Raw genomic sequence first — 11636 nt, 5'->3', positions numbered from 1 at the left:
GCGGGTCTCCTTACCTGGAATGGGCCCAGTCCCAGTACATCTCGCGCAGCTGCAGGCCGAAATGCTGCGGCAGGGTGCGGTCGTCGAAGCGCGCGACCGGCATCACCTTGGCGATATTGCCGGTGACGAAGATCTCGTCGGCGGCGCGGAAATCCGCGACGGTCAGGCTGGCCTCGGTGACGGTGTGGCCCGCGGCGCGCAGCAGCGCGATCACCCGCTGCCGTGTCAGCCCGTTCAGGAAGGTGCCGTTCGGCACCGGGGTCAGCACCTCGCCGTCGCGGACCATAAAGACATTGGTCGAGGCGGTCTCGGCGACGTGGCCGTCGATGTCGAGCGAGAGCGCGTTGTGAAAGCCGCGCTTCCGGGCCTCGGCCATGATCCGCCCGTTATTGGCATAGAGCGAGCCCGCCTTGGCCTCGGTCAGCGCCATGTCGGGACGGGGCCGGCAATAGGGAGAGACGGTCAGGCTGAAATCCCCCGGCTCCGGCATCGGCAGGGTCTCGAGGCAAACGGCGAAACCGGTCGACCCGGGGTCGATATCGATGATGCCGGGCGTGCCCTCGCGCGCCCACATCATCGGGCGGAGATAAAGCGCGGCATCCGGCGCGAAATGGGCGCAGCCCTCTTCCATCAGGCCGTGCACGGTCCCGGCATCGACCGGGGGCACCATGCCCATGGCCTCGGCCGACCGGATGATACGCTGGCTGTGCAGGTCGAGGTCCGGGCGCACCCCCTCGAACTGCCGGGCGCCGTCGAACACCTGGCTGCCGAGCCATGCCACGTGGTCCGCGGCGCCGATGATCGGCGCGTTGCCCTTGTGCCATTTGCCCTCGTACCAGGTGACGATTTCTTTCCCGACAGCCAATGACCTCTCCTTCGCGGTTCTAGCGGCGGGTCCATCCCGGCGCGTTCTCGCGGAAGGTTTGGTCCGGCGCGCGGACGCGGTCAAGCAGGCGGAGCGGTCCTTTTTCCAGAACGCGGCCCAGCGGCGACTTCATCACCTTGCCCTTGACGCCCTCGAAGGACATGACGTTGTCGATCCGGCGGTCGAGAAACTCCCACGTCGCCTGATGGCCCGGCGAATCGTCGCCGAGCCAGTAGAGCACGGTGGAGGAATAGACCGCCGAGAGCGTCGCGCGCTTGGTGTACCAGTTGTAGTCGCGCGCGGTGTCGCCAAGCGCCGTCCAGATCGCGTCGGCGGTGTGCCAGATCGCACCGGCGCCGTCGGCGGCATGGTTCGGCAGCGCGAAGAGGGTCGCGCCGCGGCGCACGGCCTCCTTGTCCATCTCCATCGCCTCGAGCCGGAACCGGATCGCCGCCGCGACCCGGTCGCGAAAGCGCATCTGGGCCAGGTCGGCCTCTGCGATCCGCTGGACCATCAGCGCGTCACCGCGGTAGTGGAACGCCAGCGCCATGTCGACCGCCCCGCGCGGAAAGGCGGCGCGGGCGAGCGCCGGGTCGACGTCCGAATCGGTGACCGCGGCATCGAACGTGGCCTGGGTCCAGCCGTCGAACGGCACGTGCGGCAGGGCCGCGTCGAGCAGCCTGTCACGGATGCCGGCGAGCCCATCGGGGTCGGCGTGCGGATCGGTCATGCTGTCTGCCTCCTGTTGCGTGTCACGTGTGGACAAGCTAGCGGGCGTTTGCTATAGGACCACCTCCTGCGATTTGAGCAACTCTAACACGGAAAGGTGGTGACACCACATGCAGGTATCGGTTCGCGACAACAATGTCGACCAGGCGCTGCGCGCCCTGAAGAAGAAGCTTCAGCGCGAAGGCGTGTTTCGGGAAATGAAGCTGCGGCAGCATTACGAGAAACCGTCCGAGAAGCGCGCCCGCGAACAGGCCGAGGCCATCCGCCGCGCGCGGAAACTGGCCCGCAAGAAGGCTCAGCGCGAAGGCCTTCTCTGATCGCCGCCTGACGGCAAGCGAACCGGCGGGGCGATCCGCCGCACGCACCACCCCCGGGGCTGACGCCGCGGGGGTTTCTTTTTGCCTGTCGTCCTTGCGCGGCTCAGGGGGTTTGCTTGGCCATCGCCGTCTGCTGCGCCGCGAGGAGATCCCCGTTCCTGGCGTCGTCGTCATCGCGGATCACGCTTTCCGCGACGCCCGCGATCTGAGCGAAATCCCGGCGGGCCCTGTGGGGCCAGAAATTCCGCGCGACGCCCTCGAAGCCGGGGATGTCGCGCAGGATACGGGTCGTGGCCACGCTGCACTGGGTCTTTGGCACCGCGCCATAGGCTTCCACCCGGCGGATCGCCATGTCCGCGACCTCGCGCGGGACCTGCTTTTCCTGCAGAACGACGCGCCATGTCTCGCGCGCGTGGTAGTCCAGGTAGAAGTCCAGCATGGTCGGCGTGATCCCGTAGAGCACGTCGTTACGCTCGGGCACGGTGCGGTGCCACCAGGTGCCGGCGGGATCGAAGATCACCCGTTCCGAGCCATTGATGAGCAGCGCGGCGTGACCGCCTTCGTCGGACCGGTTGTTGATCACCGTGATCAGCGTGATCGAGGCCGGCGCATCATGGCTGTAGCGCGCACGGTCGACCGCGTCCTGCGGTGCCCAGACCTTTTCCGCGCAACCCGCCAGCATAAGCCCCAGGGCAATAAGAGCGGTCGGGATGCGGCGCATCGGCTGCTCCTGCGCGGGCCGGACCCGTCAGCTGTTGAAGATCGCCAGGAAGATCAGCACAGCGATGGAAAAGGCCGCGACATAGATCGTCCAGCGAATGAACCCCTCGAAGGTCTTCTCGTGTTCGGTGACGTCCATCTCGCCGTGCTTGTGCTCCGCCATCGTCGTCCTCGTCTGAAGCAATGTCTGTCGTTTCCGGAGATAGAATATTCCCGCGGGGCTGTCACCCGTTTCCGTGCGCCCTGCGTCACTCCACGCCAGCGCGTTGCCAAAGCCAGGCGCCATCCGCGCGACGCCTGCGCGTGACCTCGCCCCGGCGGTGAAGGTGGTTGAGATGGCCGATGGCCTCGACCAGCGCGAGCCCGTACTCGCCCTCGCCGATCTCGCGCTTGAAAAGCGGCGGGAAACACTCCGCGGCCGTCCGGGGCGCGGCGAGCGCATGGCGCAGCCGCTCCAGCGCACCATGATGATTGTCGATCAGTTGTCCCATGCGCGTCGGCAGCCCGGTGAAGGGCAGCTTGTGGCCCGGCAGGACGAGATGACCCTCGCGCGCCAGCCGCGCGAGACGGGTGCAGGACTCGAGCCAGTCCGCCACCGGGTCGGCCTCGGGCTCGGTCGCGTAGACGCCCAGGTTGGGCGAGATCGACGGCAGGATCTGGTCACCGGCGATCACGAGCGCCGCGTCGCGGCACCAGAAGGTCGCGTGTTCGGGGGCATGGCCGTTGCCGGTATGCACCTCCCAGTCCCGGCCGCCCATCGTCACGACTTCGCCCTGCGCGATCCGCGTGAACCCCAGCGGCATCGGCGCCACCACGTCGGCGAAGTTGAAAGGCCGCTCCGCCGCCCGTTTCTCATAGAGCGCCGGATCCATGCCGCCGGCGCGCCAATGCGCCAGGGTTTCCGGCGCGGGGCGGTCCTGCACGTCGAGCGTGAGCATCCGCGCGAAAAGCCAGGCCGTGCGGGTGGACAGCAGATCCGCCCCGTGGTCGCGCTGGAACCAGCCGACCAGCCCGACATGATCGGGGTGGTGATGGGTCATGACGACCCGTTTCACCGGGCGCCCCTCGAGCGGGCCCTCGAGGATCTTCGCCCAGATCGCCCGGGCGCGCCGGGTGGCGAAACCCGTGTCTATCACGGTCCAGCCATCGGCCTCGCGCAGGGCGTAGACATTGACGTGATCGAGCCGCATCGGCAGCGGCAGACGCAGCCAGAGGATGCCGTCCGCGACCTCGATCGCCTCGGCCTCGGCCGGCGGCACCGGGTGCGGGTAGCCGAGCGGGGCCTGTCCCCCATCCATCACGCGACAAGATCCTCGTCCGAGAGCGCGTAAAGACCGGCGGCCCCCTCGCGCACCGCGGCGCAGAGCGCGTCATGGGCCGGCAGCATCCGCCGGATGAAGAGCCGCGCCAGCGCGGTGCGCGGCCCCTGCCCGCCCTCGGCCAGGGCGGCGCGCAGGTGGTAATGCCCGCCCAGCACCAGTGCGAAGGCCCGCAGATAGGGCACGGCCCCGGCGAAACGGTCGTTGATCTCTCCCTGTTCCAGGAGCCAGCTCGTCGTCGCCGTCAGGGTCGCCTCGGCCGAGGCGAGGAACGCCGCGAGATCCGGCAACTCTTCCTCGGCGCGGGCGGCGGTCTGGCCGATCTCGGCCAGGAGCGCAAAGGCCGCCGCGCCCCCGTCCGACAGCTTGCGTCCGACGAGGTCCATCGCCTGGATGCCGTTGGTGCCCTCGTAGATCGCCGTCACCCGCACGTCGCGCAGATACTGCGCCGCGCCGGTCTCCTCGATATAGCCCATGCCGCCATGCACCTGCACCCCGGTGGAGGCGACATCGATCCCGGTCTCGGTCCCATAGGCCTTGGAAATCGGCGTCAGGAAGGCCGCGCGGGCCTGCCAGGCGGCGTCGCCCGTGGCATGCGCCATGTCGATGGCCACCGCGTTGTCGAAGGCGATGGCGCGGGCGGCGAAGGTCTGCGCCTTCATCTCGGCCAGCATCCGGCGCACATCCGCATGATCGAGGATCGTGCCGGTGCCATCTTCAAGCGGTGACGGGCCCTGACGCCGGTCGCGCGCGTAGGCCAGCGCGTGCTGGCAGGCGGCCTCCGCCACGCCGATGCCCTGCACGCCGACGCCCAGGCGCGCGTTGTTCATCATGGTGAACATCGCCGCCATGCCCTTGTGCGGCGCGCCGACCAGCCAGCCGGTCGCGCCGTCATATTCCATGACGGCGGTGGGCGAGCCGTGCAGACCCATCTTGTGCTCGAGCGAGACGACCCGCAGGCTGTTGGCCGGCCCCGGCGTGCCGTCGGCGTCGGGAATGCGTTTCGGCACCATGAAAAGGCTGATCCCCTTGGTGCCCGGCGGCCCGTCCGGCAGCCGCGCCAGCACCAGGTGGCAGACGTTTTCCGTGAAATCGTTGTCGCCCCAGGAGATGTAGATCTTCTGCCCGGTGATCGCGTAGGTGCCGTCGCCCTTGGGTTCGGCCCTGGTGCGCAGCGCCCCCACGTCCGATCCGGCCTGCGGTTCGGTCAGGTTCATCGTTCCGCACCATTCGCCGGTGATCAGCTTCGGCAGGTAGAGCGCCTTGATCTCGTCGCTGGCATGGTGCTCCAGCGCCTCGATCTGCCCCTGGGTCATCAGCGGCGCGATCTGGATCGCGAGGCAGGCGCCCGACATCATCTCGTTCACGGCGGTCGTCAGGCTCTGCGGCAGGTCCATGCCGCCATGCGCCGGCCCGGCCGACATCCCGACCCAGCCGCCGGCGGCGATGGCGCGATAGGCCTCGGCAAAGCCGGGCGTCGTGCGCACCACGCCGTTCTCGAGCACGGCGGGATGCTGATCCCCCGCGCGCTGCAGCGGCGCGAGCACCTCGTTGGCGAGCCGCGCGGCCTCTTCGAGGATGGCATCCGTCACGTCCGCGGTACTCTCGGCGAAACGTTCGGTCGCGCGGAGGCGGTCGAAACCGACCACGTGCTCGAGAATGAACCGGTAGTCCGGTACAGGTGCATGATACGGCATCCAACCCTCCCGTCTTGGCAATGCGTGGAATAACAAGCTATGCCGGTCACCGCCACGACAAGTTTTCCGACAGCGCCCGGACGCCACGTCACCATGAACCTCGAGACGACCGAAAAGCTGAGGCCCGACGCAGACGGGCTTGCCCGTGCCGCGGACCTGCTGGCGGCGGGCCGCCTCGTGGCCTTCCCGACCGAGACCGTCTACGGGCTCGGCGCCGATGCGCGGAACGCCACCGCCGTCGCAGGCATCTTCGCGGCCAAGGGCCGGCCGGCCTTCAACCCGCTGATCGTGCATGTGGCCGATGCGGCAGCCGCGCGCGAGATCGCGGTTTTCGACACGGACGCGGACCGGCTGGCCGACGCCTTCTGGCCCGGACCGCTCAGCCTGGTGCTGCCGGTGCGGGCCGGCGCGGGCCTGTCCGAGCTCGTCACGGCCGGCCTGCCCACCGTCGCGATCCGGGTGCCCGGGAACCCGGTCGCGGCGGCGCTGCTGAACGCCTTCGGCGGCCCCGTCGCCGCCCCCTCGGCCAATCCGTCGGGACGGGTCAGCCCGACGACGGCGACCCATGTTCTGGACGGGCTGGACGGCAAGATCGCCGCGGTCGTCGACGGGGGCGCCTGCACGGTCGGACTGGAGTCGACCATCGTGGCGACGGGTGCGGACGGTGCGCGCCTGCTGCGCCCGGGCGGATTGCCGGCCGAGGCGATCGAGACCGCGCTCGGCCGCCCGCTCGCCGCCGCCGAGACGCCCGGCACCGCGCCCGAGGCCCCGGGACAACTGGCGTCGCATTACGCGCCGGAGATGGCGCTGCGCCTGGACTGCGCCGCGCCCGCGGCCGACGAAGTCTGGCTGGGCTTCGGCCCGGCCGCACGCGCGGCGGATCTGAACCTGTCGCCCAATGGCGACCTGGTCGAGGCCGCGGCCGCGCTCTTCGCCGCGCTGCGGGAAATCGACAGGCTGGGTCGGGTGTCCGGCAAGGCGCGCGCCTGTGTCTCGCCCGTGCCGGACACCGGCCTTGGACGGGCCATCAACGACCGGCTCAGGCGCGCCGCGGCGCCGCGGCCGCAGGGCGGCTGACCTCAGGCCGATCCGCCGTCGGCGGACAGGAAACTCGGGCTGATCCCCATGCTTTCCAGCGCGGCGGTCCACTTGCCGGCATCGTCGGCGCTGAAGACGAGATCGGGGGCTGCGGCGCAGGTCAGCCAGCCATTGGCCTGCAGTTCCTGTTCAAGCTGTCCGGGCCCCCAGCCAGCGTAGCCCAGCGCCAGCAGGCACGCGCCGGGGCCGGCGCCGCGCGCGATATCCTCGAGGATGTCGAGCGTCGCCGTCATGCCGAAATCCTCGTCCACCTGCAGCGTCGACTCGTTCGAGCGGTAATCCGAGGAATGCAGCACGAAGCCGCGGCCATGCTCGACCGGCCCGCCGAAATGCACCCGGATCGCCGAGGTATCGTCCGACGGGGCGATCTCGAGCTGTTCGAGCAGGTCGGAAAACCGCAGGTCCGGCGTCGGCTTGTTCACGATCAGCCCCATCGCGCCGTCCGCGGAATGGGCGCAGAGATAGACCACGCTCTTCTCGAAACGGGGGTCGGACATCCCCGGCATGGCGATGAGGAGTTTCCCGCTGAGGGACTCGGCGACGGCGGTATCGGTCATGGATCGACAATGTGCCTTGCCGGGACCGGGTTCAAGGGCCGGCGCACCGGCTTTGGCCGGCCACGGACGGAAAAGTGATTTTGCCGGCGCGCCAACATGCCTATGTTGACGCGCATGACGTTTTTTTCACCACCTTTCGCAGCCGTTCTGGCCGCCGCGCTGATCGGTCTGCCCGGCGCCGGCGCGGCCGATATCGTCACGCCCCGGGACGCCGTCGAGGCGCGGCTCCTGCCCGGGTGGCGCCAGGCCGACGGCACGCATATGGCCGCGCTACGTCTGCAGCTGGCCCCCGGCTGGAAGACCTACTGGCGCGCCCCGGGGGATGCCGGGATCCCGCCACGCTTCGACTGGGACGGATCCGAGAACCTTGACCGGGTGGATCCCCACTGGCCGCGCCCAGAGATTTTCGTGGTCAGCGGGATGCGGTCCATCGGCTACAGCGACGAAGTGGTGTTGCCGCTGCGGATCACCCCCCATGCAGGGGCGGATCCGATCACGATCAGCGCCCGGATGGAGATCGGGGTGTGCGAGGATATCTGCATGCCGGTCGATTTCTCGGTGCGGGCCGTTCTTCCGGCCGGGGGGGCGCCCGATCCGCGCATCACGGCGGCGCTGGCCACCGAGCCGGAAACCGCCGCCGCGGCCGGGGTGGGCAGGGTCACCTGCCGCCTTGCCCCGGCGGGCGACGGAATGGAACTGACCGCGCGGATGGCGGTCCCGTCGCTCGGCGCCGGGACGCCGGCGGTCGTGTTCGAACTGCCGGACCCGGATGTCTGGATCGGCGAGGCCGACGTCCGCCGCGCGGACGGTGCGCTCACCGCGACGGCCGAGATCATCGACTATGGCGGCGCGCTGATGCTGGATCGGTCGGCCCTGCGCATCACCCTGCTCGGCAGCGAAAGGGCCGTCGACATCCAGGGCTGCGACGGCGGCTGAGCCGGTCAGCCCCGGCGGCGCGGCGCGACGGAGAGTGCCAGCGCCGCCACGAGGTAGACCAGCAGCGTCAGCACCGCCAGCCCACCCGCGAAGAGAAGGAACGCACCGGTCATGCCGTCCGGCACCGGCAGCCCGGCCAGCGCGGCCGGCAGCGCGCCCGTCACGGCCACATGGCCGAGCGTCGCGGCAAAGAGACCCGCCGCACCCAGCGCCGCAACGCCCACGGCCGCGCCCGGCGCCCCGGCCCGCCCCGACACGACCCGGCGCAACCCGGCGACTTGGCGGCCGATATCCATCTGCACCGCAAGCAGCGCCGGCACCACGATCAGAACGAGGAACATGCCGAAGCCGAGCCCGTAGACCAGCGTGATGACGGTCGGCTTCAGGAACTGCGCCTGCTGAGAACTCTCGTAAAGCAGCGGCGCCAGCCCCAGCACCGTCGTCGCGGTCGTCAGCAGGACCGGCCGCAACCGGTCGGCGGCACCGTCGACGATCGCCGGGATCAGCCCCCGATCCTGCGCGTACTCGTCGATGGTCGAGACCAGGACGATGCTGTCGTTGATGATGATCCCCGTCATGCCGATCAGCCCGACGACCGTGAACATGGACAGCGGCACGCCCCAGACGTAATGCCCCCAGATCGCCCCCACGAGCCCGAAGGGAATGATCGCCATCACGACGGCAGGCCGCGTCCAGCTGGCGAAGATCCAGGCCAGCGTCAGGTAGATCCCCATGAGGCACAGGATGAAGCCCGTGCGCGCATCCGACAGGAAGTCGCGCTCCTGCTCGGCGAGACCGGTCATCGTCCAGGCGACGCCCTGCGCCGTCTCGATCTCGGGCAGGATCGTCTCGCGCAGGGTGTCCTGGATCTCGGTGGCGCGGGCCGGATCGTCCTCGGCGATGTCACCGGTGACGCTGACGACGCGCAGGCCGTTTTCGCGCCGGATGGTGGAAAAGCCCGTGCGCGAGGTGACGGTGACGATATCGGCCAGGGGCACGTAGCCGCCGGCGGTGGTCCGCATCACGGTGCGGTCGAGGAAATCGGCGGTCAACTCGTCCTCGGGCAGCTCCACCCGGATCGTGGCCGAGCGCGGTCCGGCCGGGTAGCTCGCGGCCTCCACCCCGTTCAGCCGGTCGCGGAGCACGCGGCCGAGCCCGTCGATGGTGAACCCCAGCGCCTCGCCCTGCGGGGTCAGCTCCAGCACCAGTTCTTCCTTGTCATAGGCCAGGCTGTCCTCGACGGCCGATACCTCGGGGTAGTCCATGACCGCCGTCTTCAGCGACTCGGCGGCGGCCTTGAGCGTCTCGCTGTCGGCCCCGTAGAACTGCACCGACAGCGAGTCGCCGCCCGGCCCGCCGCGCCAGCCCCGGAAGCTGAGCGTCTCGAGCAGCGGGTGACGCTGCACCTCGTCCTGCAAGGCGGCGACGAACTCGAACGAGGAATAGGGCCGAAGGTCCGCGTCGATCAGCTCGATGGCGATCCCGCCCAGCTGGTCGGGCTCCTTGGTGTCGGCCCCCGAGAGGCCGCGCCCGGTGTTGCCCCCGATTTCGGCCAGGGCATAGTCGATCGGGTTACGGCCGTATTCTTCCGCGTAGCGTGCCCCCAGCGCCTCGGTCGCGCGCTGCAGCTCGCGCATCATCTCCATCGTGTCGTCGCGGCCGGCGCCGGTGACCATGGCGAAATTCCCCGTGACCGAGCCGAGTTCCGGCGCGTTGAAGAACCGCCACTGCACATCGCCGCGGATGAACAGCACCGCCTGCGTCGAAAACAGGAAAACGGTCAGCGCAAGCGCCGGGTAGCGGGCCCAGATCACCAGCCGGATGAGCCGGCGGAAGATCGTCCGCCGGACCCAGGTGAAGCCGGCATTCACCACGCGCGAGGGCGCGTCGTACCAGTGCCGCGCGGCCGTGTGGCGCAACGCATGCGCCATGTGGTTCGGCAGGATCAGGAAACACTCGATCAGCGATGCGATCAGCACCACGATCACCGTGAAGGGAATGTCGGAGATCAGGTCGCCGAAGCGCCCGCCGATGGCAACCAGCGCGAAGAAGGCGATCACCGTCGTCAGCGTCGCCGAGAAGACCGGCGCGGCCATGCGGTTGGCGGCGTTCTCGGCCGCCACGACCGGGGGCTCGCCCAGCTGGCGCGCGCGGAAGTCGGCATGCTCGCCCACGACGATGGCATCGTCGACCACGATGCCGAGCGTGATGAGCAGCGCGAAGAGCGAGATCATGTTGAGCGTCAGCCCGAAGGCATACATCAGCGCCACCGCGGCCAGCATGGCGACGGGAATGCCCGCCGCCACCCAGAACGCGGTGCGCGCGTTGAGAAACAGGAACAACAGCAGGACCACCAGCGTCAGCCCCAGCATCCCGTTGTCGAACAGGATGTCGAGCCGGCCGGTGATCGCCTCGGCGCGGGTGCGGATCAGCTCGATCTTCACGCCCTCGGGCAGGGTCGCTCCCATCTCGGCGGCCACCTCCTCGACCTGGCGCTGGATCGCGATGGCGTCGCCCTTGTCGGACCGGTCGACCCTGAGCGAGATCGCGGGGTCCGGGCCGGCGAAATAGGCGCGCGCGCGGTCGATGCCCTCCACCCGGACGGTGCCGAGATCGCCCACGGTGAGCGTCGATCCGTCCGGGTCGGACCGGATCACGATTCCGGCGATCTCGTCGTAATCACGCTTGGCCACGCCCGTGCGGACCCGCGCCGCGCCGCCGGCCACGTCGCCGGCCGGGTCGGTGTCCGCCTCGGCGCCGATGGCCTGCGCGATCTGCGACAGGCTCACGTCATGCTCGATCAGCGCGGCTTCAGGCACCTCCACCACGGTTTCCGGGGCCTCGAGCCCCCGGATCGTCGTCCGCGTGACCCCGGCCGCGAAAAGCCGGGTGACGAACTCGTCGGCGAAACGGCCCAGCTGCTCGACCGAAACCGGGCCGGTGATCACGACGTCTGTCACCCGGTCGCGCCACGCGCCGCGGCGCACCACGGGCTCCTCGGCCTCCTCGGGCAGGTCCGTCACGGCGTCCACGGCCACCTGCACGTCGTCGGCGGCGCGGGCCATGTCCCAGCCCGGTTCGAAATCCAGCTCTATCGCGGCGCGCCCCTCGCGCGAGGTCGCCGCGCTCGACTCGACGCCTTCCACGGCGAGAAGCGCGGGTTCGAGCACCTGCACGATGGCGGCATCCACGTCCTCGGCCCCGGCGCCCTGCCAGGCGACCGAGACCGAGACGTTGTCGATGATCACGTCGGGGAAGAACTGCGCCCGCATCCGCGGGAATGCCGCCAGGCCCAGCGCGATCAGCACCACCAGCAACAGGTTCGCCGCCGTCCGGTGCCTGGCGAAATAGGAGAGGAGCCCGACAGCGGCTTTCGGGGCGCGGCGCTCGGCCATCGG

Annotated in this window: 11 protein-coding genes; 3 read left to right on the top strand and 8 right to left on the bottom strand. The window is 69.7% G+C overall.

Translation table 11 applies throughout. The features are described 5' to 3' along the window. Positions 1-10: 10 nt before the first annotated feature. Positions 11-865, bottom strand: a complete 855-nt coding sequence (locus tag ACQ5SP_RS08595; RefSeq protein ID WP_430937946.1) for a branched-chain amino acid aminotransferase — start codon at positions 863-865, stop codon at positions 11-13. 19 nt (positions 866-884) lie between these two features. Continuing rightward, complete coding sequence (locus ACQ5SP_RS08590; RefSeq protein ID WP_430937945.1) at positions 885-1595, bottom strand: COQ9 family protein; 711 nt, start codon at positions 1593-1595, stop codon at positions 885-887. A 109-nt stretch (positions 1596-1704) separates the two neighbouring features. Here ACQ5SP_RS08590 and rpsU point away from each other — a divergent pair, with 109 nt between their 5' ends. Continuing rightward, positions 1705-1911 carry a 30S ribosomal protein S21 gene (rpsU, locus tag ACQ5SP_RS08585; RefSeq protein WP_430937944.1) on the top strand — a complete coding sequence of 69 codons (207 nt, stop codon included), beginning with the start codon at positions 1705-1707 and terminating at the stop codon, positions 1909-1911. Between the two features lie 103 nt (positions 1912-2014). On the opposite strand, the gene ACQ5SP_RS08580 is transcribed toward rpsU, so the two are convergent. The 4 genes from ACQ5SP_RS08580 to ACQ5SP_RS08565 all read right to left on the bottom strand — a co-directional run bounded on the left by ACQ5SP_RS08580 (position 2015) and on the right by ACQ5SP_RS08565 (position 5647). After that, entirely contained in the window at positions 2015-2632 is a 618-nt protein-coding gene (locus ACQ5SP_RS08580) for a hypothetical protein (RefSeq protein ID WP_430937943.1), read from the bottom strand. A gap of 27 nt (positions 2633-2659) precedes the next feature. Then, positions 2660-2794 (bottom strand): aa3-type cytochrome c oxidase subunit IV, encoded by a 135-nt coding sequence (locus ACQ5SP_RS08575; RefSeq protein WP_430937942.1) that lies wholly within the window; start codon positions 2792-2794, stop codon positions 2660-2662. 85 nt (positions 2795-2879) lie between these two features. Continuing rightward, the gene (locus ACQ5SP_RS08570) at positions 2880-3929 is read right to left on the bottom strand and encodes an MBL fold metallo-hydrolase (RefSeq protein ID WP_430937941.1); all 1050 of its coding nucleotides are present in this window, start codon (positions 3927-3929) and stop codon (positions 2880-2882) included. Continuing rightward, a complete protein-coding gene (locus ACQ5SP_RS08565) occupies positions 3929-5647 on the bottom strand; it encodes an acyl-CoA dehydrogenase (protein ID WP_430937940.1) in 1719 nt (572 codons plus the stop codon). Before ACQ5SP_RS08565 ends, ACQ5SP_RS08570 begins: the two co-directional genes overlap by 1 nt. A gap of 93 nt (positions 5648-5740) precedes the next feature. Here ACQ5SP_RS08565 and ACQ5SP_RS08560 point away from each other — a divergent pair, with 93 nt between their 5' ends. Then, positions 5741-6724 carry an L-threonylcarbamoyladenylate synthase gene (locus ACQ5SP_RS08560; protein ID WP_430937939.1) on the top strand — a complete coding sequence of 328 codons (984 nt, stop codon included), beginning with the start codon at positions 5741-5743 and terminating at the stop codon, positions 6722-6724. 2 nt (positions 6725-6726) lie between these two features. Here ACQ5SP_RS08560 and ACQ5SP_RS08555 read toward each other — a convergent pair whose 3' ends face one another. Beyond that, positions 6727-7302 (bottom strand): YqgE/AlgH family protein, encoded by a 576-nt coding sequence (locus ACQ5SP_RS08555; protein ID WP_430937938.1) that lies wholly within the window; start codon positions 7300-7302, stop codon positions 6727-6729. Positions 7303-7416: 114 nt separating this feature from the next. Between ACQ5SP_RS08555 and ACQ5SP_RS08550 the strand changes: the two genes are divergently transcribed. Then, positions 7417-8238: a protein-disulfide reductase DsbD domain-containing protein gene (locus tag ACQ5SP_RS08550; RefSeq protein ID WP_430937937.1), complete on the top strand. Its 822-nt coding sequence runs from the start codon at positions 7417-7419 to the stop codon at positions 8236-8238. A 5-nt stretch (positions 8239-8243) separates the two neighbouring features. Here ACQ5SP_RS08550 and ACQ5SP_RS08545 read toward each other — a convergent pair whose 3' ends face one another. Further along, positions 8244-11633, bottom strand: coding sequence for an efflux RND transporter permease subunit (locus ACQ5SP_RS08545; RefSeq protein WP_430937936.1), 3390 nt, complete (start codon positions 11631-11633; stop codon positions 8244-8246). Positions 11634-11636: the final 3 nt, after the last annotated feature.

The organism is Rhodovulum sp. YNF3179, from assembly GCF_050586465.1.
In the GTDB taxonomy this organism is placed as follows: domain Bacteria; phylum Pseudomonadota; class Alphaproteobacteria; order Rhodobacterales; family Rhodobacteraceae; genus CAJXYS01.
This window is presented reverse-complemented; position numbering and strand designations above follow the sequence as displayed.

Bases quoted from the DNA above. Each gene is read 5' to 3' on its own strand.
- ACQ5SP_RS08590 (WP_430937945.1), bottom strand. From the start codon at position 1,595: ATGACCGATCCGCACGCCGACCCCGATGGGCTCGCCGGCATCCGTGAC.
- rpsU (WP_430937944.1), top strand. From the start codon at position 1,705: ATGCAGGTATCGGTTCGCGACAACAATGTCGACCAGGCGCTGCGCGCC.
- ACQ5SP_RS08580 (WP_430937943.1), bottom strand. From the start codon at position 2,632: ATGCGCCGCATCCCGACCGCTCTTATTGCCCTGGGGCTTATGCTGGCG.
- ACQ5SP_RS08575 (WP_430937942.1), bottom strand. From the start codon at position 2,794: ATGGCGGAGCACAAGCACGGCGAGATGGACGTCACCGAACACGAGAAG.
- ACQ5SP_RS08570 (WP_430937941.1), bottom strand. From the start codon at position 3,929: ATGGATGGGGGACAGGCCCCGCTCGGCTACCCGCACCCGGTGCCGCCG.
- ACQ5SP_RS08565 (WP_430937940.1), bottom strand. From the start codon at position 5,647: ATGCCGTATCATGCACCTGTACCGGACTACCGGTTCATTCTCGAGCAC.
- ACQ5SP_RS08560 (WP_430937939.1), top strand. From the start codon at position 5,741: ATGAACCTCGAGACGACCGAAAAGCTGAGGCCCGACGCAGACGGGCTT.
- ACQ5SP_RS08555 (WP_430937938.1), bottom strand. From the start codon at position 7,302: ATGACCGATACCGCCGTCGCCGAGTCCCTCAGCGGGAAACTCCTCATC.
- ACQ5SP_RS08550 (WP_430937937.1), top strand. From the start codon at position 7,417: ATGACGTTTTTTTCACCACCTTTCGCAGCCGTTCTGGCCGCCGCGCTG.
- ACQ5SP_RS08545 (WP_430937936.1), bottom strand. From the start codon at position 11,633: ATGGCCGAGCGCCGCGCCCCGAAAGCCGCTGTCGGGCTCCTCTCCTAT.